Consider the following 23,723-nt stretch of genomic DNA (forward strand, 5'->3'; position numbering starts at 1 on the left):
TTGCCCATGGTGCGCGTCATATTTTTAGTTATGTTTGTACAGTTAGCAGGACCGGTTATAGCAGCAAATGAATCAACCGATAAAGCAGAGGTTTTACCCCAAGGCAGTGAACTGATAAATCTTAATGGTCACAGTCTGCACATTCGGAAATTAGGAAATCCTATAATTTCAAAGCCTTATCTATTGTTATTATCGGGTCCAACCGATAACTGGCATAGCGATAGTGGCTGGTGGGCGTTAGCGCAAAATGTGCTGGCAGAAGATTATTACACGGTTGCCATAGACCGTGCCGGGCACAGCTGGTCAGAACCCGTTGCTAAACCCTCCTACCAACAGTTTGGCAAAGACGTATCAAGTTATATCAGACAACAGCGAGAGCCGGTCATTATTGTGGCTTTCGCAAGTTCAAACTTGTCACTGCACATGGCAATGCAAGATACAGAAGCAACTCAATACATCAAAGGTGCGGTACTGATTGATCCGGATGTATTGACTGACCACTCCATTAATCATTATTCAACAGAAACTGAGCGCTATCGTGAAGGTTGGCAAGAGATAGAGCAGTACATAACATCGGGTCAGTACGATGAAAATATTCAACAGAAAATTATTGCTGAGAAGGAACATTTAAAAACGATAATTCCGGAAGCGTTTGAAAACCATATGGACTGGGATTATTACGAAGCCGTAGAAGCGATTCGAAACACCAGAAGTTTTCAGCTGGAGAAATTTCGAGAAACAACTCATTACCGAAACGATCTATTGCAAGCGAAAAAACATCCTTTGCCGGAAAGTTTACCGCTGGTAGTGATCGATAGTGATTTTGAGACGGCTTATTTGCCCAAGATTGAGGATGAATCAGTGAAAGCCTCTATCGTCCAATGGCGAGATGAAGGAAGAGATTGGTTTTTTAAATTAGCACAGAATAGTCAATGTGGTGCTTACTGGCCACTAGAAAGTCAGGAGCACTTAATTATGATGGAACAGCCCGAGCTTATCACTCGGGCTGTAGAGAAATTGCTGCTATGTGAATAATGAATTAAAGCGGACGCTGAACGCCATCTTTGATGGCTTGTTCTCTAACTGCTTCGGCAACTTTCTGCGCCACATTGCGGTTTAGCGGATCAGGTAACACATGGTCTGCTGCCAGGTGATTTACCGCATCAGCTAACGCATAAGCAGCGGCAATTTTCATGGCTTCGGTAATCCGTGTTGCGCGTGCTTCAAGAGCGCCGCGGAATATCCCCGGGAAAGCCAAAACATTATTAACCTGGTTTGGGAAGTCACTGCGACCCGTGCCAACCACTGATGCTCCGGCGGCTATAGCTTCATCAGGCATGATTTCTGGAATAGGATTTGCCATTGCCAGGATAATCGGGCCTTGGTTCATCAGCTTGATATCGTCACCAGTCAGCAGGTTGCCTTTTGATACGCCGATGAATACATCGGAATCTTTCAAGGCATCAAGCAATTTGCCACTGCGATTGTGACGATTGGTATAAGCCAGAAGCTTTTTCTTCTCGTCGTTTAAGTCGGAACGATCAGGCGAAATGATACCCTGTGAATCACAGACCAGTACATCCTCGACAGGAATACAGGCGGCTTCATCATGACCCACGCAGCGCAGCAATTTGGCAATTGCGGTTCCAGCTGCTCCAGCGCCATTAATAACCACTTTAAGTTCTTTAATGTCTTTACCAGTGACTTTGCAGGCGTTGATTAAGGCTGCCAGCAACACGATCGCGGTGCCGTGTTGGTCGTCATGGAAAACTGGGATGCCAATATCCTGCAAGGCTTCTTCAATTTCGAAGCACTTGGGTGCAGCAATATCTTCAAGATTGATACCACCAAACGTTGGTGCGATGGCTTTAACCGCAGTGATAATTTCAGCAGCACCTTTGGCATCAAGCACTAACGGCACACCGTCAATATCGGCAAATTCTTTAAACAGAATGGCCTTGCCTTCCATCACCGGCAAGGCTGCTTCCGGACCAATATTGCCAAGTCCCAATACTGCCGAACCATCCGATACGATGGCTACTGAATTACCTTTCATGGTGTAGAGGTAACTGGAGTTTTTGTCTTTTGCAATATGATTGGAAACAGCGGCTACACCCGGAGTGTAGGCAATGGAAAGGTCTTCACGGTTTTGCAATGGGACCTTGCTTTTGATAGCCCATTTGCCACGTAAATAACGATGAATATCTAAAGATTTTTTGAAATAGTCGCTCATAAGTTAGCTTGGTTCGCGATAAATGGCTGCAATGATACGCTTATTGTAAGGTATTTGTGGTCGGATTAGCAGGTAATGATCGTGATAGTGGGTAATAAATCAGATCAATGCAAAGACTGGTTATTTATTGATCTTTGCACTGACCTGTATATAACTTAATTTGTCTGCTGTTTCTTGGGAAAGATTTTGCTCAACCAGTAGTCAGCTGAGAAGTAACGCCCAGCTCCGGTAAAGAACAAGGATAGCAACACGATAAAGTAAGTTGCTGCAAATTCGATACCATTTTGCAGGATTACGATATTACCCTTTTCGGTTAACCAGCTGTAATTACCATGGTCTTGCAGAATAGTTCTTGCCCTGGCCAGTCGTTCTGAAATTTCAGGATCGGTTGATTGGGCAATCGCAAACCAGCCGTTATCCCAATGCACAGCAAAAATAGCGACCAGCATGGTTATCATCAGTGGGATGGTAATCCAGCGAACAGCCAGACCAACCAGTAGTAAAATAGCGCCGACTGTTTCGGTACTCGCTGCAAGAAAGGTCATCACTTCAGGAAAAGGCAATCCTAATCCCCATTCGCTATTGCCAAACCAGTTAGCTGTACTCTCAAAATTGGCAAATTTGCGGGTTCCTGCTTCCCAGAAAGGAAAGAATAATAATAGACGAAACATCAGAGGGGGTAACCCATCAAGGTGCTTGACTGAGTTACAGACTGCCCCAGTAAAACTGTAGTACTTATCCGCTAGCGTTTGCATTGATTAGCTCCTGTTTATAGATTCTTGGTCGGAATCTTGTTCTCTTGATAAGGATGAACCTTATCAATTGGAGTCGAAAGGCCGGATTCTGTTACAACCCGCATGTGGTGACGTTTAAGCTGACGTGGCTCCTTGACGCCGCAGGAGTGCGCAATCATGCCCACCGCTTTCACCATATTCTTGTGATAATGATGAACGCGGACTGATTTGTCTGTGATGTCGAGCCCCTTTTGTAAATCCGGATTATGGGTGGTGACACCGGTTGGGCAGGTGTTCTTATTGCATTGCATGGCCTGAATACAGCCAAGCGCAAACATGAAACCGCGTGCAGATAACACAAAGTCGGCACCCATCGCCAAAGCCCAGGCGACCATGGATGGGGTAATCATCTTTCCTGAGCCAATGACTTTGATACGATTGCGGAGCCCTTGCTGTTGCAAAATATCAATTACCATCGGTAAGCTCTCTTTTAGAGTCAGGCCGACGTAGTCAAACAGCGGCTGCGGGGCAGCGCCAGAGCCTCCGTCTGCACTGTCGATAGTGATGAAATCGGGTGCGAATTCAATACCTCGTTTATGAATTTCGGCGCACAGTTCATACAGAAAATGCTCGCTACCCAGCACAGTCTTAAAACCAACCGGCTTGCCAGTAATTTCGCGGATATGATTGATTAAATCCAATAAGTCACCGACGGTATGAATTTCTCTGTGACCGTTGGGACTGATGGAGGCTTCGCCTGCTGGAATGCCACGAATTTTTGCAATTTCTTCGGTGACTTTCTCAGCAGGAAGGATTCCACCTTTGCCAGGCTTGGCACCTTGGGCCAGCTTTAGCTCAATCATTTTCACTTGAGGATGCTCGGCAACTTCCTTGAGCTTATCATCACTCAACTTACCCTCAGCATCTCGAACCCCATACTTTGCAGTGCCAATCTGAAAAACCACATCGCCACCACCGGTTAAATGATAAGGAGAAAGACCGCCTTCACCGGTATTGATCCAGCAACCGGCTCGAGCCGCGCCTCGTGCTAAGGCTTCCACTGCGACTTTAGAAAGGGCTCCGTAACTCATGCCGGAAATATTGAAAAAGCTTTGTGCCAGATAAGGCGTACGACAATAGGGACCAATCATGACGGGTGGCGCTTCTACCGCATCCTCCTCCTGCGTCGGAAACTGATCATTCATAAATAGAACGGTACCCACCTGGTTTAAATTGCGGGTGGAGCCAAAAGCCTGAGTGCGACTGATATCTTTCGCCGCGCGATAAACCCAGGAGCGCTCAGCGCGATTAAAAGGCAGCTCCTCTCGATCCATGGAAAAGAAATACTGGCGGAAGAATTCGCCAAGGTGTTCGAACCAATAGCGGAAACGACCAATCACTGGGAAGTTGTGGCGAATGGCATGTTTCTTCTGGGTTGAGTCAATGATGTAAAAAACAATGATTGTCAGAAGCAGTAAGATAATCGCGACCACGAAGAGTCCGGCTATCCACTCCATAGTGGTTTTGACAAACGACATAAAACCTTCTGATTGCATAGTAGTCCTTTGGCTGATTTGCGATAGGCGCTGACAGGATGAAGTATTCAATATACTATTGATAATGAAAACTGCAATTGCCAGCTAAATGTAATAACTTGGAATATTGTTACTCTAGTACCGTTATTACTGTGTGAATGATTGCGGATAGTTGAAGTAGAAAGCAAAAGAATGGCCCAATGAATCATAAAGATCGATCCACAACCCAAGAACTACCAGAAGAGTCTGAGCTCGTTCAGAGGCTTATTGCCAATGATCAGCAGCTGTTTATGGCTGTAGTCAAAGCCTGGCACCCGTCGCTCTATGGTGTTGCTGCGGCTATTGTAGGACACTCAATTGCCGATGAAGTGGTGCAGGAAGCATGGGTCTCCGTTATCAAGGCACTGCCAAAGTTTGAGGGGCGCTCTACACTAAAAACTTGGGTCACGCGAATTGTGGCAAATGAAGCCAAAAACCGATATCGCAAAGAATCTCGCTCTGTATCTATGGAATCTGTGGATGAACACTGGGCGACCGACTCAAGAATAGCGACCGATCCACGTTTTGATAGCAGTGGACACTGGAATCAACGAAACCCAGCATGGGATATCGGCTCCCCCGATGAACTACTGGCTGCAAAAGAACTGCAGGATTGTGTGGATAAACATCTAAGTCGTTTACCAGAGCAGCAGAAATACATTATGGAGCTGCGAGATACAGCCGGAATGGAATTTGAAGAAATTTGTAACATTCTGGAGGTTAGTTCATCCAATGCCAGAGTGCTGTTGCACCGGGCTCGCGATAAAATTCAGCAGGTAGTGGCAAAATTTCAGAGGACAGGCGAATGTTAAGTTGCAAACATCTGGTCGAGCAGGCCAGTGACTACATTGATGACCAAATGACTATGGGCAAAAAAATCCAGGTCAAAATGCATCTGTTTGTCTGCGTGAGCTGTCGCCGATATTTAAAGCAACTGAAACTGACCATCGCAATGTTGGGCCGTAGAAATCAGCATGATGCGCCTGAAGCCATGTGCCATCATTTACTGAAAGAGTATCAAAAAACCCTGCCGAAGCAGGGTTCATGAACGAATATATTTAAAGCTTATTCTTCAGTTTCAGGCTTGATAGTACCTTCCATTGATCGCAGAACATCACCGTTAAAGTGCAGAATCAGACGCTCTTCACGCTTCTCGCCGCTTGATGGCACCATGTAATACAGATAGTACCAAGTGTCTGAATTAAGATTGGTGTTTAATGCAGGATTCCCTAAAACATAGGAAATCTGATCCTTGGTCATGCCAGGTTTAATCTTATTCACTTCAGACTGTTCAAGGATATTTCCCTGCTGGATGGTGGGTTTATAGACACAAGCACTTAATAAACTGAAACAAAGCAAAAGCGCAGATAGAAAAATAGTTTTCATGAAAATCCTGATAGTTAGTGTTTTTTGCTGAAATCACCATTCACAAGTATACTGAATGGCTTTTCATAAATTCTTGGCATAGTATAATCATTTTGCCGCGCAAATCTATTGGAGGATGAGTTTTTGGAAAATCAGCAATTAAAAAAAGCCGGATTAAAGGTCACCCTACCGAGGGTTAAGATATTACAAATCCTGGAAAGTTCCGATGATCGTCACCTCAGCGCGGAAGACGTCTACAAACTATTGCTCGAAGCCGGAGATGATGTCGGCCTTGCAACTGTCTATCGAGTTCTGACCCAGTTTGAGTCAGCAGGACTGGTCACTCGCCACAACTTCGAAGGTGGCCATTCCGTCTTTGAAATTGACGATGGTGAGCACCACGACCACATGGTCAATGTTGATGACGGTACCGTCATCGAATTCTTCAGCGAAGAGATTGAAGAATTACAGCACAAGATTGCTGAGAAGCATGGTGTGGAGATCGTAGACCACAGTCTCGTCCTTTACGTCAAAAACAAAAAATAACCTTAAACTTGTCTTTTCTTTCGATAACTTTGTTAAAAATCTCTTCTAGGCTAGTCATTTACAGGTTGTAATCTCCTAGCCTCTCATCATTTTTTGCCTCGTTCTCGAAAGAAAGTCCTGCGTTTAAGACTATGAATGGACAGTCGCCTCCGATTTTTCGCCACTTACGCCTTGCTCTTGAGTCCGATTGTAAAATCTCCCTTAATTGATTGATTTTTGTACAGTTGTAAGTATGCTTATGGCTACTTTGGTGTCGATTTGATGCCTGTAGCTTGTGCTTGTCTGGGGATGGACTAAACAACTAACAAGGAGTTTTACCATGTACAAGCAGTCTCTCATAAAGCTCGCGATCATCGCGTTCTTCGCTTTATTATTAAATCCATTAATTGTATTTGCCGCGGAGGAAAAACCACCTGAGCTGGTTAATATGTGGGTGATGGAAGTAGATTCTGATAATTTTGAAAAGTTTGAAAAAGGATTCAAGGAACACATCAAGGATAGGGTCAAGGCCGGTGATAAATTTAACTGGCAAGTCTATACGCCTCACACTGGCTCAAATATGAATAGCTACATTATTCGTGCCTGTTGTTTCAAATGGGCTGAGATGGATGATTACGCTAAATGGGCGAATGACTCAAAAATCATGGATGGATGGAGTAAAGGGCCGGGTCAATATGTAGAGAAGTACCATCATCAATACAGTTGGATTGATATGAAAAACAGTCATTGGAAAGATGGTGCTAAGTATAAGTATGTTGGTGTCACAAAATACTATCTCAAACATGATGCAAAGGATGTTGATAAATCCGTTAAAGAAATCAGCGATCTGGCTAAAGATATTAAATGGGATATGAGCTGGAGCTGGGAATCTGATGTAACTGGTAAGGGTGATACTCTGTATGTTGCGTTTGGGTTTGAAAATTTTGCTGCCATGGATCCGTCTGGTCCAAGTTTTGGTGAATTAGCAGAAAAGCATCTGGGATCAAAAGAAAAGGTTGATGAGATTTTTGACCGTTTTGCAGAAAAATATAAAGGTACGCACTACGAGATTTATCGTCATAGGCCTGACCTGTCGATGCCATCAGACAAGTAAGAAAGTGAAAAGAGCGGGATTGCCGCTCTTTTTTATGCTGTTTTGAGAAGTTCTTTGGCGTGTTGGCGAATGGTGTCTGTAATTTCGATACCGCCTATCATGCGGGCAATTTCTTCGATGCGCTGAGTTTCGCTGATTTCTAGCAGCTGGGTTTGAGTGGCTTTTTTGTCCTGCGACTTGCTGACCTGCAGGTGGTGATGCCCTTGAGCGGCAACCTGAGCCTGATGAGTGACGCAAAGGATTTGTGCTTTTTTGCCAAGTTCGGCCAATAACTTTCCGACTATTTCTGCAGTACCACCACCAATACCAACATCCACCTCATCAAATATCAAAGTCGGTAGCTGGGTCGTTTGAGCATTAATGACCTGAAGAGCCAAACTGATGCGAGACAATTCACCGCCGGAGGCGACTTTGCGCAATGGCATCGGTTTCTGGCCCGGGTTGGTGCTGACCATGAATTCAGCGGTTTCAAGACCTGTGCTTTTGAATGAGCTTGCATCCTGTTGATTAAAAGCGACTTCAAATACGCCATTACCCAAGCCAAGTTGCTGCATTAATTTTACCACTTCCTGGTTAAGCTTTTTGGCTGCGGCTTGACGTTTGGAGCTCAGAGTTTTTGCAAGTTCTTGATAATGCTTTTCTAGTTTGTTCAGTTCCTTTTCCAGATCGTCGAACGTTTGCTCATCGCCTTCTAGCTCTTCCAGTTCCTGTTGTAACGCCTGTAAGGTCTGCGGCAATTCTTCCATACTGACCTGATGCTTGCGTGCCAGATCGTGTAGCGCTGCAATCTGCTGATCCAGTTCATGATAGGCCTGTGGATCGATATCCAGGCTTTCCAGATAGTCGCGCAGTTCGTGACTGGCTTCATCGATTTCGACCAGTGCCGATTGCAAAAGGTCATGAGTATTTTTTAGGCCTTCATCAACCGCCAGCATGTCGCTGATCTGGTGAACGATTCGTCCAAGGTTCGAAGAGAGGTTATCCTCATCTTCGCTTAAAGCGGACAGGCTTTGCTGACCTTTTTCTAACAGACGGCTGGCGTTAGCGGCTCGCTTATGTTCCAGTTCAATATCAGCGGCTTTATCAATCGGTGCCTGCTCCAGCTCCTGCAACTGAAAGCTGATTAAATCCTTGCGATCATTTTTGTCTTTTAAAGCAGTTTGAAAGGCTTTTAGTTTTCCGGAGATGCTACTAATTTTGCTGGCGACTTTGGCCAGTTCGGCGCTTTGTTCGGTGAGTCCTGCGTAGCGATCAAGTAGCTGTAGATGTACTTGTGACTTAAACAGGGATTGATGTTCATGCTGGCCATGAATATCGACCAGAAAATCGCCGAGTTCGGAGACCTGCGCCAGATTTACCGGCTGACCATTAACGAAGGCCTTGGAACGACCATCATGGTTAATAACCCGGCGCAGAATGCAATGGTCATCATCATCCAGCATCTGTTCTTCCAGCCAGTCTTTAACGTGTGGCAACTGCTGGATATCAAAGTAGGCGCTGATTTCAGCGCGCTTGGCGCCATTGCGCACCACGCCGCTGTCGGCGCGTTCGCCGAGCGCGTAAGACAGGGCATCGACCATGATCGATTTACCGGCACCGGTTTCCCCGGTAATGACGGTCATGCCGGATTTCAGGTCGAGATCCAGCTGGTCGATAATGGCGAAATCTTTGATATGAATACTGGTTAGCATAGCGTGTTGTCAGTTGTTATAGCCGATGATACAAGCCCGGTTTAGAGCTTTGATCCCCAGCCTAATTTGGTTCTGAGTAAGCGGAAGTAATCATAATCTTTTGGATGTAATAACCACAAGTCTTCTTTGCGTTTACGCACACAGATTTTCTCACCGGGTTGCACCGGAAAGCGGACCTGCCCATCGCAGCTCAAGCGCGCTTCATGGGGATTCGATTTGCTGAAAACGATCTCTACTTTGCTGTCTGCGTCTATTGCAATCGGGCGGCTGGACAAAGTGTGCGGAAACATGGGGACTAACGAGATGGCATTAATCGAAGGCGATAAAATCGGCCCGCCAGCGGATAAAGAGTAGGCGGTGGAGCCGGTTGGCGTTGAGATAATGAGACCATCGCCGCGCGCGCTGTAAACGAATGAGTCATCAATGTAGACTTCAAACTCAATCATGCGCGAAATTTCACCGGGATAGAGCACGATGTCATTGAGTGCATCACTGTATCGATCATCGCCATCGATGTTAGCCTCCAGCAGGAAGCGGCGTTCTTCGGTGTAATCACCTGCCAGAATTTCACTGACTTTTTCAGTGACCTGCTGCGGCTGGATATCCGTCAGGAAACCGAGATAACCGCGATTCACGCCTAACAGCGGTTTATTGTATTGTGCCATCAGGCGCGAGGCATACAGCATACTACCATCACCACCGACCACAATGATGAGGTCACACTCTTCACCCAGAGTTTTCCAGTCGCACTGAAAGTCTTGCGGCACTGACAGGTCATTGGCTACGGTTTCTTCAACTCGCACCGAATATTGCTCCTGCTGTAAAAAGGAGAATAGGGTGACAATGGTTTCGCCAACTTCGTGATGTTTTGGCTTGCCCATGATGCCAATGGTTGCAAAATTCAGATGTGACGGCATGATAAGTAGTCAGTAACTTGTAATTGTCATATTGAGCCACATTTAAGAATATATGGAGCAAATAGGCAAGCCGTCTGCCATAATTTGTGGTTTTATCGATAGGGTATGCCTCTATGCCTTGCTCTTACTGGGAATTTTGAATTGATTAGCAACTATGTCTAAATTTGATCAGCGCGCACAAACACTGATGAAAGCACTGGTGGAATCCTACATTGCCACCGGCCAGCCCGTGGGCTCGAAAAAGCTGCTTGAGCAGACTGGATTGGCGGTCAGTCCGGCCACGGTGCGCAATGTGATGCAGGATCTGGAAGCCATGGGCCTGCTAACGGCGCCACATACTTCCGCCGGCCGAATTCCGACCGCGCAAGGCGTGCGCGTATTTGTCGACCAGTTGCTGACGGTTTCTAATGTTGAGGAAGTTTATTTGCAGCAATTACAGCAGCAATTGGGGCGTGCATCAGAAACCGGTGAAATGCTGGCCAGTGTTAGCCGTATGCTGTCCAACATGACCAATATGGCGGGGCTTATTCGCGTGCCAAGCCGAGATGTTACTCGGGTTAAGCATGTAGAATTCCTGCCTTTATCACAGAACAAGATTCTAGTGATACTGATTCTGGACGACGGTGAAGTTCAGAATCGAGTCATTCAGCTGGATTCAGAAGTGTCGCGCGATGAGTTGCAACAGGCCTCCAATTACGTGAATCATCATTTCGCTGGCAAAGAGCTGAATACGGTTCGACAAGAGCTGTTACAGGAGTTGAAAAGTGACCGTGCACAGATGGATGCGATGATGGCTTCGATGATGGAAGTCGCCGAAAAAGGCTTTTCCAAAGACGACAACGATGACGAAGTGCAGGTGACCGGCAAGTCTCAGTTACTGAATTACACTGGCGATATCTCCGACCTGAAGTCTCTGTTCGATGCTTTTGCCGAAAAAACTCAGATGCTGAGCTTGCTGGATAAATGCTTGAGTGCCGATGGGGTACAGCTCTTTATCGGTGAAGAATCGGGGTATGATGTCTTCTCACAATGCAGCGTGGTGGGTGCGCCTTATTCGATCGAAGGCAAGGCAGTTGGAGTGTTGGCAGTAGTAGGGCCCACTCGAATGGCCTACGATAAAGTGATACCCATGGTCGATATCACGGCCAAATTAATCAGTTCAGCCTTGAAAAAGGGCAGCTAAACCCTAATATATCCGCCAATTACGAATTTCATTGAACGCATAGTCGGAGAGAGTGCTAATGTCTGAAAAAGACAATAAAAATCAATCGGTTGAAGAACAGCTCGATGAGAAGCTTGAAGAAATTAAGAATGCTGCTAATCAAGAAGCGGCTGAAGCTGAACAGAATGAAACCGAGCAACCAACAGTGGATGCCGGTCAGGTATTTGAAGATATGACTGAAGAAGACCGTCAGATTGCCGAACTGGAAGCTGCTCTGGAAGCTGCTCGCCAGGAAGCTGCCGACAATAAAGATTTAGCGCTCCGCACTAAAGCCGAAGCGGAAAATATTCGCCGCCGCGCAGAAAACGATGTAGTCAGCGCGCGCAAATACGCGATTGAGAAATTCGCTGGCGAACTGTTGGCGGTAGTTGACAGTATCGAGCAAGGCTTACAGCTCAAAGCAGAGAATGATGAAAGCAAAGCGATTCAGGATGGCATGGAGCTGACTCTGAAAATGATGCTCTCAACCCTCGAGAAATTTGGGGTTGAACAATTGAACCCACTTGAAGAAGTGTTCGACCCGCAACTGCACGAAGCCATGACCATGGTGCCAAGCCCAGATCATGAATCGAATACTGTAATTGATGTCTTCCAGAAAGGTTATACGCTGAATGGGCGTTTGATTCGTCCGGCGAGAGTGGTTGTTGCTCAGTAGTTGACTAACTTTCTGGTCAGCTTTAGCTGCTGAAAAAACTAAGGATATTGATTGTTTACCATAATACCTCCTCAACGGTTCAAGCAGATCCCTTGGAAAAATGGCAAAGGAATGACCACTGAATTAGCAATCAGTGATGGTGGAGATGTAAACGATTTTGACTGGCGGCTGAGCATTGCTGGTGTGACTGAAGATGGCGCTTTTTCAAACTTTACAGGTATACAACGCTATCTATTTTTACTTACCGGAAATGGCATCAAACTTACCCATCAGCCCAGTCCTAAGTCTGATAATGCTGAACAGGTAAGCTCTCACTGCTTGTTAGAACCCTTAGATTTAGCCACTTTCGATGGTGGCTTCATAACTAACGCTACTTTAACTGATGGTCCTATCACTGACTTTAACCTAATGGTGAAGCAAGGTGCTTTTGAAGTTTATACACAAGTACTAACAGATATTGGGCGGATAGAAGACTTTCCACTAGCAGATGTTAATTTTGTCTATGCAGTTAACGGCGATTGCCAAGTGAGCGGTCCACAACAAGAAGCTACTCCAGAAAAGATACTGTTACAATCAGGTCACTTGTTGAAAATAGAGCCGAAGATATCGCATTCAGATAAGCAATCAATTGATGTTGATGGTAAACAAACCATTGTGGTTGCGTTGAAAAAAGTTTGCACCAACCCCGCAGAGGAGTAAACTTCGGTGCTTCAAGCAGGGCGCAACTGTGTAGCGCCACGACTAATTAACACCAATATATTTTAAGTAAAAGGTATCAATAATGGGACGCGCTTTCCAGAACCGCAAAGAATCTATGGCTAAAACCTCGGACCAAAATGCCAAGGTTTACAGTAAATACAGCCGCGAAATCTATGTTTGTGCCAAACAGGGCGGCGTTGAGCCAGAAAGTAACTTGGCCCTACGCAGCTTGATGGACCGCGCCAAACGGGATCAGGTTCCGGCGCACGTTATCCAAAAGGCTTTGGATAAAGCGCAGGGCGGTGCTGGTGAAGACTTCGCCGTAGCGCGTTATGAAGGTTATGCGCCGGGAAATGTGATGGTGATTGTGGACTGCCTGACCGACAACCCAAACCGTACCTTTGGTGAAGTACGTCAGTGCTTCGTTAAGACCAAATCCAAGATTGGTACTGAAGGCAGCGTCATGCACATGTTCGACCACAGCGCGATTTTCGTCTTTAAAAGCGATGATGAAGAAGGCGCACTTGAAGCTTTAATGATGGCTGACGTAGACGTCACTGACATCGAACACGAAGAGGGCAAAATCACCGTCTTTGCTCCGCAAACCGATTATTTCAAAGCCAAGCAGGCGTTACAGGAACACTTTGGCGATATTGAGTTTGAAGTGGACGAAATTCAATTTGTACCTAAAGTCATGACACAAATTTCAGGTGAAGACCTGGAAATGTTCGAGAAATTCCTCGACATGGCCAATGACCAGGACGACGTGCAGAACATCTATCACAACGCTGAATTCTAACCATAAAAAAGGGAGGCTTGGGCCTCCCTATTACTTTCAGTACCACTTAATACACGTTACTTTGTTATTTCATTAACAATATCAGTTACCAGTTGTTGATATCCTGAACCACGAGTATTGGCACCAAGTGCTATGACAAGATCAGTATCAGGGTATATTCTTAAGTAGTTCCTTCCACCAGTCTGGTCTCCTGCCTTGGCGTACCAATTGATGGCAGCTCCATCTGTACCCGGATTTACCGCCCACCCATTAGCATATCGGTTTCCACCTCTACGCTGACCATCTGGTGGTGTAATCATATCGTTCTTCTCACTTTCACTTAAAAGCTTTCCTTTTTCCAGTGCTACTCCAAATCGTGCAATATCATAGACACTGGCTTCCATACCACCACCACCACATTTCCACTCGATACTTTTGGCTGATACTTTCTTTAAATTACCATCAAAAATACTACTTCTTTCTGAACGGTTTTTATCCAGATCTTCACACTGAATATCAATTCCGAGAGGGTTACTGATGTAGGTTGCTAATAGGCTGTTGAAAGATTTGTTGGCCTTACGTTCATAAGCATTGGCAGCGATGGTATAGCCATGTGTTGAATAATATAAATCACCTACGTCAGCGCTAAAGTCTTTCTTATAAAACTTTTTTACGCCATTCCACATACTATTCTTATCTGACAAGTTAATATTGGTTCCGTCGTACCCATCGCAGTTGTCATCATAATGACAAACACCTGAGCGAATAGACAGCAGTTGCTCAAGTATGTATTGATGGTCTGAAGGTAGAGCGGATACATAATCTCTTATTGGGGTATCCAGCTCTAAAATATTTTTACGCTCTAATATATGCCCCAATGTTCCTGTAATAGCCTTACTAACAGATGCTAGTCGATATAAGGTTTTTGAGTGAGCATGCTTGCTTGTACCTTTGTCGGTATAACCCCAGCCTTTCATAAAGCGGTATTTTCCATCTTGATATATGACAAGAGAAAAGCCTTGGGCAGGGTTATCTTTAAGGTAATCATCGACCAGCTTCTCGACAGCTGCTTTGTGCTTCCATCGGGTTCTTACCGGATTATTTTCAATCCAGACACCGGCATAGCGAGTGCCTCCTTTACCTGAATAGACCTCAATGTCTTCAAGTCGATAGCCCGCGTCGCGATACTTTGCCCAGTAACTATGAAAGTTGTCGCTGTCCATATCTCTACGAGCAGCCCACCTTAGAGAATTGCGTGGTTTAACCCAAATGGTGGCAAAGTACAATTCGGACTTATACTTATAGGCGTTTGTATCATACAGGCGGTAGCCTTTATCACTCATATCTTTGAAGTGGGAAGAGAAGTCTTTCTGTTTAATATTACGCTTTATCGACCAGCCGATATTGGCATCATTTTTAACGAATATTCCTGAAAAGCGTAATTTGCCGTTGACTACATAACCGTCAACATCAATAGGCATGCGACCCTTGCTTTTGTTTTCACGGTATTTTTGGTTGAATTCATCGCTGGTCAAATTTCGATAACTAGCCCAGGACGTTACAGAATCCTTTATCCATATTCCTGCATAGTACTGTTTGTTTTTATAGGTATAAGACTCAAGATCAATTGGACGATATCCCTTATCTTTGTACTCATTCCATTTTGCAGAAAAGCCATCGTGGGTAAGCTGGGTATGGATAGCCCAAGGAACACGAGCGTTATCTTTTCTCATAATCAGAGAATAAGATCTTTGTCTTCCACCATCAATTTCAACATCGATAGGCCGGTAGCCTTTTGCTTTATATTCGTTCAGGTATTGATCATAGGTGGATGTCGAAAGATTGCGCCAAGATGCCCATTCCAAAGGCCCATCAGGTTGATCCAATACATCTGCAGAACTAATGAATGAAGTGCAAAAAAGGCATGAAAAAATGATAAGTGAACTCTGTAGACGAGCAAAAATAGACATTATTACCTCCTTGTAAAATTAAAATGCCAACCCCAGAATACTCCTGAAAGCTAAAAAGGCAACAATTTTCGCTATTTCCTTGTTTCCACTCTATTAACCCCAAAAAAAGTAAGTTGAAGGGGTTGATCTCTAAAACCCGCCCCCCATATATGTTTCAAGCAAGTTTTAACGTTATTTTTGGAGTAGTAACATGGCCAAAATCATTGGTATTGACTTAGGTACAACAAACTCATGTGTTGCCGTTATGGACGGTGACAAGCCACGCGTTATCGAAAATTCAGAAGGAGCGCGTACAACCCCATCTATTATTGCCTTCACTGATGGCGAGACTTTGGTCGGCCAGTCAGCTAAGCGCCAGGCGGTAACGAATCCGCAAAACACCTTGTTTGCTATTAAGCGTTTGATCGGTCGTAAGTTTAAAGACGACGTCGTTCAAAAAGACAAAGGTATGGTGCCATACAAAATTATCGAAGCTGATAATGGCGATGCTTGGGTAGAAGCCAATGGCAAGAAAATGGCTCCGCCACAGATTTCTGCTGAAGTTCTTAAGAAAATGAAGAAAACAGCGGAAGATTTCCTGGGCGAAGAAGTCAAAGAAGCGGTAATTACAGTTCCTGCTTACTTCAACGACTCACAACGTCAGGCCACTAAAGACGCTGGTCGTATTGCAGGTCTTGATGTTAAGCGTATTATCAATGAGCCAACAGCTGCAGCCCTTGCCTACGGTATGGACAAAGAACGCGGTGACCGCACGATTGCTGTTTACGACTTAGGTGGTGGTACTTTCGATATTTCAATCATCGAAATCGCTGAAGTAGATGGCGAGCACACCTTTGAAGTATTGTCGACTAACGGTGATACTTTCCTGGGTGGTGAAGATTTCGATATGCGCGTTATCGAATACTTGGCAGCTGAGTTCAAGAAAGATTCTGGTATCGACCTGAAGGGCGATGCATTAGCCATGCAGCGTTTGAAAGAAGCGGGCGAAAAGGCAAAAATCGAATTGTCTTCAAGCACGCAAACAGAAATCAACCTGCCTTACATCACAGCTGATGCAACAGGTCCTAAGCACTTAAACTTGAAATTGACTCGCGCTAAATTAGAAGCGTTGGTTGAAGACTTGATTGAGCGCAGCATGGAGCCAGTAAAGCAGGCGCTTAAAGATGCTGGTCTATCAACTTCTGAAATTAATGACGTCATTCTAGTGGGTGGCCAAACCCGTATGCCTAAAGTACAGGAAGCGGTAGCTGGCTTCTTCGGCAAAGACCCACGTAAAGACGTTAACCCAGATGAAGCGGTTGCCGTAGGTGCTGCGATTCAGGGTGCGGTATTGTCTGGTGATGTTAAAGACGTATTGCTACTGGACGTAACACCACTATCGCTTGGTATTGAAACCATGGGTGGTGTAATGACTCCGCTGATTGAGAAAAACACAACGATTCCAACCAAGGCATCGCAAACGTTCTCAACAGCAGAAGATAACCAGACCGCAGTTACCGTTCACGTCTTACAAGGTGAGCGTAAAATGGCTTCTGAGAATAAGTCACTGGGTCGCTTTGACCTGGCGGACATTCCTCCAGCGCCACGCGGTATGCCGCAAATTGAAGTGACTTTCGATATTGATGCGAACGGTATCATGCACGTATCTGCGAAAGACAAAGCAACCGGTAAAGAGCAATCGATTCAGATTAAAGCCTCTTCAGGTTTGAGCGACGAAGAAGTCGAACAAATGATTAAAGATGCTGAGGCGCATGCTGAAGAAGATAAGAAGTTCCAGGAGCTGGTCGAAGCGCGTAACCAGGCTGATGGCTTAGTTCACGCAACTCGCAAGTCGCTGAAAGATGAAAACATCACTTTCGAAGATGGCGAGAAAGAAGCTATCGAGAAAGCTGCTGAAGAGCTGGAAGAAGCTATCAAAGGCAATGATATTGAAGATATCAAAGCTAAAACTGAAGCGTTAAGTCAGGCATCAGCCAAGTTAGCAGAGCGTATGTACGCTAATGCTCAGGCCCAAGCTGAAGCTGGCCAACAGGCTGGTGGTGAGCAGGCGCAAGGTCAAGGCGCTGCTGATGATGTGGTCGACGCGGAGTTTACTGAAGTTAAAGACGAAGACAAAAAGTAATTTCTAACTAGCCCTTTTTGCTTCTGACTTTGTTGCAATGTTGGTTTCGATGCTCAGGCACTATATGTGCATTCCGCGTCTCAACCAACATTGCGTCGCGTCAGAACCCAAAAGTTCTTAGTTAGAGAGTGCTAGAGATTAAAGTTAGATATTAAGGCGAAAGTTATGTGAAATCTCGCCTTGCTCTCGAACCAAAAATTTCTGCATATTGGGAGCTTGCATTTAGCTTTGAGTCGAAAATGGAACAACGATAACGCAGGATAGGACCCTTTGGGATACCGTCCTGCGTTTGCTGTGGTGAGCTGTTTAAGTCAGCCAGAGTTCATCAAAAGAGATAAACAACCAAAGTAGTTAAGTATGTCAAAAAGAGATTATTACGAAGTATTGGGTGTATCAAAGTCCGCCGATAAAGCCGAGCTGAAAAAGGCTTATCGCCGTTTGGCTATGAAGAATCATCCGGATCGTAACCCTGATGACAAGGAAGCCGAAGCGCGTTTTAAAGAAGCCAAAGAGGCCTATGAAGTTCTAACTGATCCACAAAAACGTCAGGCTTATGATCAGTATGGTCATGCCGGCGTTGATCCGAATATGGGTGGTGGTCATGGTGGATTCCATGGCGCTGACTTCGGCGATATTTTTGGCGATGTGTTTGGTGATATCTTTGGTGGAGGTCGCCGCGGAGGCGGTGGTCGTCGTCAGGCTCGAGGCTCTGACTTACAGTACAACATGGAAATTACTTTGGAAGAAGCGGTAGCCGGTGTAACCAAGACTATTCGCATTCCAACCATGGTTAACTGTGAAACCTGTGATGGTTCAGGTGCTAAGGCTGGTACGGGCACAGCAACCTGTAGTACCTGTCATGGTCAAGGTGCAGTGCGTATGACGCAAGGCTTTTTCTCGGTGCAACAGACCTGTCCCGATTGTCGCGGTACTGGCCAGATCATTAAAGATCCTTGTACTGACTGCCATGGTCAGGGACGCGTACAGAAAACCAAAACCCTACAGGTTAAAATCCCTGCCGGCATTGATACAGGTGATCGTATTCGTTTATCTGGCGAAGGCGAAGCGGGTGGTCCAGGTGCTGCAACGGGTGATCTGTATGTACAGGTGCATGTTAAAGAACATCCAATATTTGTTCGTGATGGCGCCAACCTTTACTGTGAAGTTCCGGTTAATTTTGTGACGGCTTCGCTGGGCGGTGAGATTGAAGTGCCCACATTGGATGGTCGAGTGTCACTAAAAATTCCGGCCGAGACACAAACCGGTAAAATGTTCCGCCTCAAAGGCAAAGGTGTAAAAGCCATGCGCGCTGGCTACACAGGCGATCTGATGTGTCGTGTGGTATTGGAAACTCCGGTCAGCTTAAGCAAAGAGCAGAAAGAACTGTTGAAGCAATTTGGTGAAACTTTATCGAGCGGCAAGAACAGCCCAAAAGAAAAAGGCTGGTTCGATGGGGTGAAAAAGTTCTGGGAAAATATGACCAGTTAACATGATTGCTTTATGGAATAAAAAGCCCGCTATTGAGCGGGCTTTTTTGTGGCTAGCATTTAGAACTGAATAAACTACTCAGGAGTCGCCATAAATTGCTTCGAGTGTCTGACTTAATTTGGACTCGACGGTCGATAGCTCAGCATCATTAATATTGATATGACCCACTTTACGACCAGGTTTGACCGATTTGTTGTACCAATGAACCTGCAATTCGCAATCGCGCATCTGTTGTTCGCTGGGCGTCTCACCGAGTAAGTTAATCATTGCAGAATAGCCTTTGTTCGGAGCTGGAGCGACGAACTGGCCACTGATGGCGCGGATATGATTTAAGAATTGCGAAGTATTACAACCTATCTGCGTCCAGTGTCCACTGTTGTGTACGCGAGGTGCAATTTCATTAATTAGAAGTTCTTCACCTTTCAGGAAAAACTCAATGGTCAGGACACCAATATAATCAAGCTGTTCCAGCATCGCAGTGGCAATGGTCTGAGCCTGTTCAATAACAGCCGGACTCAGGTCTCTGGCAGGTGATATGCTGTAATGCAGGATACCGTTTTTATGAACATTTTCGGTAAGGCTGTAATGCATGACATTGCCATGACGATCGCGGGCAGCAATCATTGAGACTTCTTTATCAAAGGCAATCATGCTTTCGGCAATTAAATCTTCATCAGGCCCAGCCTCTTCAACAACCGGCTTGGCCTCTTCAAAATTGCTGACACGCCATTGCCCTTTCCCATCATAGCCCGTTGAACAGCGCTTGATGATCAATGGCCAACCCAGGCGCTCGCCTGCTTCAGCCATAGCTTCAACGGTATCGGTAGCAGCCCATGGCGCTACTTTAAATCCCAATGATTCAGCAAAACTTTTTTCACTTTTGCGATTTTGTGAAACGCCCACTGCATCGGGATTCGGGTGGACTGGACAAAATTGTGTAAGAGCTTTTAATAGCTCAGTATCTAAATCCTCTTTTTCAACGGTTATGACATCAGGCTTGCCCAGTAACTGATAAATTTCTTCAGCAGACAGTTTGGAATAATCGGTTTGTACCAGATGGCCTAAATGATTGACTGGTGATGGATCATCGCTTGCTTCACACAGAAAGGAAAAACTGAAACCCATCGGAATGCCGGCAAGTGCCATCATTCGAGCAAGCTGGCCAGCGCCAACTATGCCGATTTTGTACTCGGGTGAGCTAACCAGTTTTCCGCCAGTGGTTGTGCTCATCGAGCAACCTCCTCAGCAACTGAAGCCGTCTGGTTTGCTCTCCAGTCTTGAAGCGCGCTTCTAAGCTCAGGATCCTGCAATGCCAATATTTGGGTTGCCAATAAACCGGCATTAAAAGCTCCGGCATCACCAATCGCCTGACAGGCAACGGCCACGCCTTTTGGCATTTGAACCATAGAAAGGAGACTGTCCATGCCTTTGAGCTGCTTGCTCGACATTGGAACGGCGATTACTGGCAACCAGGTCATTGCTGCGGCCATACCCGCCAGGTGAGCAGAACCGCCAGCACCAGCGATAATCACTTCAATACCACGGTCAGCAGCATCATCACAAAATTCATACAAACGCTTTGGCGTACGATGGGCGGAGACAATTTTTGTCTCGTAAGGTACTTTTAGCTCATCCAGTACCGTTGTCGCATGTTGCATGCTGTTCCAATCGGACTGAGAGCCCATGATGATGCTGACTTTAGGGGAACTCATGTTTTTCTCCTAACTGAAATGTAATGTGTATACCAGGCCGCAAAATATGTTCGTCCAGAAGACTTTGACAGGAACGTGCCTGTAGGCCGCCAAACAGGGGCATAAAGATACCATATTTGGCCAAAAAAGTACCTCGCTGTTTATTGATTTATCTAGCTTTTAGTCGCTTTTTGACTGCTGGAAGCCTCATTTAGTATCCATTAAACACCTAACCAGCCAGTTTCTGATTTGACAGAGCAGTTAGCCGTCTATTTAATAAGCCACATATCAATGAAGGCTTTGAGAGGAACCACCCTTGCCACAGAAGAATAAAGGCTTAGATGCCAAAGCATATGTCCCTTTAAAAGAGGGAGAAACCTATAAGCCGTATGTTCCGGCCGAAGAGAATATCGCAGAGTTTACATTTAAGGCGGTTGGGCTTGGGATTCTATTTGGCATCATATTTGGAGCAGCTAATGCCTACCTGGGGCTCAGAGCGGGCCTGACCATCAGTACCTCGATTCCGGTTGCGGTGATGGCGGTGGCGGTATTTAAGATTCTATCCAAGTTCGGTATCGGTAGCACGATTCTGGAAACCAATATTGCGCAAACCACCGGATCGGCATCTAGTTCGCTGGCCAGTGGCGTAATCTTTACCTTGCCGGCACTCTTCATGTGGGGGGTTGCACCTGACTTGTTACAGATGACCATTCTGGCGATGAGTGGTGGTGTGATAGGTATTCTGTTCATGATTCCGCTGCGTAAGTTTCTGATTGAGCGGGAACACGGCAAGCTGCCATACCCTGAGGGTACGGCCTGTGCGGAAGTGTTGGTCGCCAATGAAGTCGGTGGTAATAAAGCGAAATACATCTTTTATGGAATGGGGGCGGCAGCGCTTTTTAAGACGCTGACTTCCTGGATTAAGGTCATTCCTGATTATGCGGCGGTAAAAATCCCTTTCCTGAAAAAAGGTGCCATTGGCATTGATCTGTCAGCCGCCTTATTTGGTGTGGGTTATATTCTGGGTCCTCGTATCGCATGGGTCATGGTTGGCGGCGGTCTGCTGTCAGCGATTATTATCATTCCGGCAATTGCCTACTGGGGCGATACCCAGACCACGCCTTTCTTTCCTGAAACCGTTAAGCTGATCTCAGACATGTCGACCGGTGAAATCTGGTCACGCTATGTGCGCTATATCGGTGCTGGAGCGGTTGCGACGGCGGGAATCATTACTTTGATTAAAAGTGTTCCGGTGATGCTGGAAAGCTTTAAAGTCGGTGCCAAGAACATTGCCAAACAGGTAGATGAAGAAACTCATACTTCAAAAGCAGACGTTGCCAAAGAGCCGCGCACCCATCAGGACCTACCGATTAAGGTCGTCTTTTTTGGCATTCTGGCTGTAGTGTTGATGCTGACCTTTATGCCTGGTGTCTTTGGTGCAGTGGGTGGCATTGATACCCGTTTACTGGCGGCTATCTGTGTTGCCGTGTTCGCGTTCTTTTTTGTAACCGTTGCCTCGCGCATTGTGGGTTTAGTTGGTGTTACTTCTAACCCAACTTCCGGCATGACCATTGCTGCTTTACTAGGGACAGCCACAATATTCCTGGCAATGGGCTGGACCGATACCAGTGGCAAGGCTGCGACTCTGATTGTCGGTTGTGTGGTAGCGATTGCTGCATCCATTTCTGGCGATACTTCGCAGGATTTGAAAAGTGGTTATCTATTGGGGGCGACCCCTCGCAAACAGCAAATGGCTGAGCTAATAGGTGTTTTGACCTCAGCAACCTTTGTCTGTTTATCAGTTCTGTTACTGGCCGAAACTTTTGGTTTTGGTAGTAAGGAATTGCCAGCGCCTCAGGCAACACTGATGAAACTGGTGATTGATGGCGTGTTGGAGCAGAACCTGCCTTGGTTACTGGTGGCAATTGGTGTTGGTATTGCGATCATCTGCGAGCTGGTGAGAGTGCCATCACTACCGTTTGCCGTAGGAGTCTACTTGCCGCTATCGACCATGACACCTATTCTGATTGGTGGTCTGATTCGTCATTGGGTTGAGTCGAAAACTAAACGTGATGATGAAAAAGAAAGTCGTCGTGAAAAAGGTATTCTATTGGGCAGTGGCTTTGTTGGCGGCGAAGGTCTATTGGGCGTTGCCATTGCGGCGATGGCCTTTATTGAGGGTAGAAAGCCGGATGGTATCGGTACCGGCTGGATCGGTAGTGATGTGATGGCGATGATCCTGGGTGCCATTTCCTTCACCTTGCTAGTGATATGGTTCATTAAATTGCTTAAGAAAAGAGACGTGGCTTAATGAAGTTGTTTAAGCAATATCTATTCATACTTGCTGTATTGGTTGCAGGGCTGCTGTTAAGCGCCTGCAACGAACCCAAATTAAAGCCTTTGAGTTCTGGAGCAACCATTGTTGCCTTTGGTGATAGCCTGACGGAAGGGATTGGCGCATCTGAAACTGCCAGTTACCCAAGTCAGTTAGCGCAGATGACTGGCCTTAATGTCGTTAACGCTGGAATTTCAGGCGAAACCACAGACCGCGGGTTGGCGCGCTTTGAGGATGTGCTGGAACAACACAATCCTGAGCTGGTGATTTTATTGGAAGGCGGTAATGATATCTTGCGTAATCACAACCAGATCCAGACCAAGCAGAACCTGTCAGAAATGATTGGTATAGCCAATCGGCGCAATGTACAGGTGCTGCTGATTGGTGTACCAGAGAAAAATCTGTTTTCTGCGGTAGCCGATTTTTATGATGAGCTCGCCGAACAACATCAGCTTGCTTACATGCGAGGCGAGCTGTCCGACTTGCTGAAAACATCAAAATATAAATCCGATCAGATTCACTTGAATGCTCAGGGCTATCGCGTATTGGCCGAAAAAATAGCCGAGACACTCGAAGCGGAAGGCGCTATAGAGTAACCGACAAGTTGGTA

22 protein-coding genes are annotated in these 23,723 nt (G+C 45.9%); 13 read left to right on the plus strand and 9 right to left on the minus strand.

Annotated elements, in window-relative coordinates; genetic code table 11:
- The first annotated feature begins 6 nt into the window (after positions 1–6).
- Positions 7–1,035 carry an alpha/beta fold hydrolase gene (locus B158_RS0102950; RefSeq protein WP_018623854.1) on the plus strand — a complete coding sequence of 343 codons (1,029 nt, stop codon included), beginning with the start codon at positions 7–9 and terminating at the stop codon, positions 1,033–1,035.
- A 4-nt stretch (positions 1,036–1,039) separates the two neighbouring features.
- Here the strand turns inward: B158_RS0102950 and B158_RS0102955 are convergent, their stop codons facing one another.
- The 3 genes from B158_RS0102955 to B158_RS0102965 form a co-directional block, all read right to left on the minus strand.
- Positions 1,040–2,233, minus strand: coding sequence for an NAD(P)-dependent malic enzyme (locus tag B158_RS0102955; protein WP_018623855.1), 1,194 nt, complete (start codon positions 2,231–2,233; stop codon positions 1,040–1,042).
- Between the two features lie 155 nt (positions 2,234–2,388).
- On the minus strand, positions 2,389–2,988 hold the full coding sequence (locus B158_RS0102960) for an HvfX family Cu-binding RiPP maturation protein (protein WP_018623856.1): 600 nt from the start codon (positions 2,986–2,988) through the stop codon (positions 2,389–2,391).
- Between the two features lie 14 nt (positions 2,989–3,002).
- Positions 3,003–4,523, minus strand: coding sequence for an FMN-binding glutamate synthase family protein (locus B158_RS0102965; protein WP_018623857.1), 1,521 nt, complete (start codon positions 4,521–4,523; stop codon positions 3,003–3,005).
- Between the two features lie 179 nt (positions 4,524–4,702).
- On the opposite strand from B158_RS0102965, the gene B158_RS0102970 reads away from it, so the two are divergent.
- The gene (locus tag B158_RS0102970; protein WP_018623858.1) at positions 4,703–5,353 is read left to right on the plus strand and encodes an RNA polymerase sigma factor; all 651 of its coding nucleotides are present in this window, start codon (positions 4,703–4,705) and stop codon (positions 5,351–5,353) included.
- Entirely contained in the window at positions 5,347–5,589 is a 243-nt protein-coding gene (locus B158_RS0102975) for an anti-sigma factor family protein (RefSeq protein WP_018623859.1), read from the plus strand. Before B158_RS0102970 ends, B158_RS0102975 begins: the two co-directional genes overlap by 7 nt.
- 17 nt (positions 5,590–5,606) lie before the next feature.
- On the opposite strand, the gene B158_RS0102980 is transcribed toward B158_RS0102975, so the two are convergent.
- Complete coding sequence (locus B158_RS0102980; protein WP_018623860.1) at positions 5,607–5,927, minus strand: outer membrane protein assembly factor BamE; 321 nt, start codon at positions 5,925–5,927, stop codon at positions 5,607–5,609.
- A 123-nt stretch (positions 5,928–6,050) separates the two neighbouring features.
- Between B158_RS0102980 and fur the strand changes: the two genes are divergently transcribed.
- Positions 6,051–6,452, plus strand: coding sequence for a ferric iron uptake transcriptional regulator (gene fur, locus B158_RS0102985; RefSeq protein ID WP_018623861.1), 402 nt, complete (start codon positions 6,051–6,053; stop codon positions 6,450–6,452).
- Positions 6,453–6,771: 319 nt separating this feature from the next.
- A complete protein-coding gene (locus B158_RS0102990) occupies positions 6,772–7,545 on the plus strand; it encodes a hypothetical protein (RefSeq protein ID WP_018623862.1) in 774 nt (257 codons plus the stop codon).
- 32 nt (positions 7,546–7,577) lie between these two features.
- Here the strand turns inward: B158_RS0102990 and recN are convergent, their stop codons facing one another.
- Positions 7,578–9,236, minus strand: a complete 1,659-nt coding sequence (recN, locus tag B158_RS0102995) for a DNA repair protein RecN (RefSeq protein ID WP_018623863.1) — start codon at positions 9,234–9,236, stop codon at positions 7,578–7,580.
- Between the two features lie 41 nt (positions 9,237–9,277).
- Positions 9,278–10,153, minus strand: a complete 876-nt coding sequence (nadK, locus tag B158_RS0103000; protein ID WP_018623864.1) for an NAD(+) kinase — start codon at positions 10,151–10,153, stop codon at positions 9,278–9,280.
- A gap of 154 nt (positions 10,154–10,307) precedes the next feature.
- Here nadK and hrcA point away from each other — a divergent pair, with 154 nt between their 5' ends.
- The 4 genes from hrcA to B158_RS0103020 all read left to right on the plus strand — a co-directional run bounded on the left by hrcA (position 10,308) and on the right by B158_RS0103020 (position 13,528).
- Complete coding sequence (hrcA, locus tag B158_RS0103005) at positions 10,308–11,336, plus strand: heat-inducible transcriptional repressor HrcA (RefSeq protein ID WP_018623865.1); 1,029 nt, start codon at positions 10,308–10,310, stop codon at positions 11,334–11,336.
- Positions 11,337–11,394: 58 nt separating this feature from the next.
- Positions 11,395–12,030 (plus strand): nucleotide exchange factor GrpE, encoded by a 636-nt coding sequence (grpE, locus tag B158_RS0103010; protein WP_018623866.1) that lies wholly within the window; start codon positions 11,395–11,397, stop codon positions 12,028–12,030.
- A 51-nt stretch (positions 12,031–12,081) separates the two neighbouring features.
- Positions 12,082–12,729 carry a HutD/Ves family protein gene (locus B158_RS0103015; protein WP_026309210.1) on the plus strand — a complete coding sequence of 216 codons (648 nt, stop codon included), beginning with the start codon at positions 12,082–12,084 and terminating at the stop codon, positions 12,727–12,729.
- Between the two features lie 82 nt (positions 12,730–12,811).
- A complete protein-coding gene (locus tag B158_RS0103020; protein ID WP_018623868.1) occupies positions 12,812–13,528 on the plus strand; it encodes a YebC/PmpR family DNA-binding transcriptional regulator in 717 nt (238 codons plus the stop codon).
- Between the two features lie 56 nt (positions 13,529–13,584).
- Here the strand turns inward: B158_RS0103020 and B158_RS0103025 are convergent, their stop codons facing one another.
- A complete protein-coding gene (locus tag B158_RS0103025; RefSeq protein ID WP_018623869.1) occupies positions 13,585–15,477 on the minus strand; it encodes a serine hydrolase in 1,893 nt (630 codons plus the stop codon).
- 190 nt (positions 15,478–15,667) lie between these two features.
- On the opposite strand from B158_RS0103025, the gene dnaK reads away from it, so the two are divergent.
- Both dnaK and dnaJ read left to right on the plus strand, forming a co-directional pair.
- Entirely contained in the window at positions 15,668–17,599 is a 1,932-nt protein-coding gene (gene dnaK, locus B158_RS0103030; RefSeq protein ID WP_018623870.1) for a molecular chaperone DnaK, read from the plus strand.
- A gap of 357 nt (positions 17,600–17,956) precedes the next feature.
- Complete coding sequence (dnaJ, locus tag B158_RS0103035) at positions 17,957–19,087, plus strand: molecular chaperone DnaJ (RefSeq protein ID WP_018623871.1); 1,131 nt, start codon at positions 17,957–17,959, stop codon at positions 19,085–19,087.
- A gap of 78 nt (positions 19,088–19,165) precedes the next feature.
- On the opposite strand, the gene B158_RS0103040 is transcribed toward dnaJ, so the two are convergent.
- Together B158_RS0103040 and purE are read right to left on the minus strand one after the other, a co-directional pair.
- On the minus strand, positions 19,166–20,317 hold the full coding sequence (locus B158_RS0103040) for a 5-(carboxyamino)imidazole ribonucleotide synthase (protein WP_018623872.1): 1,152 nt from the start codon (positions 20,315–20,317) through the stop codon (positions 19,166–19,168).
- A complete protein-coding gene (gene purE / locus B158_RS0103045) occupies positions 20,314–20,799 on the minus strand; it encodes a 5-(carboxyamino)imidazole ribonucleotide mutase (protein ID WP_018623873.1) in 486 nt (161 codons plus the stop codon). Before purE ends, B158_RS0103040 begins: the two co-directional genes overlap by 4 nt.
- Before the next feature lie 295 nt (positions 20,800–21,094).
- On the opposite strand from purE, the gene B158_RS0103050 reads away from it, so the two are divergent.
- Together B158_RS0103050 and B158_RS0103055 are read left to right on the plus strand one after the other, a co-directional pair.
- Complete coding sequence (locus tag B158_RS0103050) at positions 21,095–23,089, plus strand: OPT family oligopeptide transporter (protein ID WP_018623874.1); 1,995 nt, start codon at positions 21,095–21,097, stop codon at positions 23,087–23,089.
- Positions 23,089–23,709, plus strand: coding sequence for an arylesterase (locus tag B158_RS0103055; RefSeq protein WP_018623875.1), 621 nt, complete (start codon positions 23,089–23,091; stop codon positions 23,707–23,709). The genes B158_RS0103050 and B158_RS0103055 overlap by 1 nt, the downstream gene beginning before the upstream one ends.
- Positions 23,710–23,723 lie beyond the last annotated feature (14 nt).

It is taken from the genome of Kangiella aquimarina DSM 16071, from assembly GCF_000374105.1.
Taxonomy (GTDB): domain Bacteria; phylum Pseudomonadota; class Gammaproteobacteria; order Enterobacterales; family Kangiellaceae; genus Kangiella; species Kangiella aquimarina.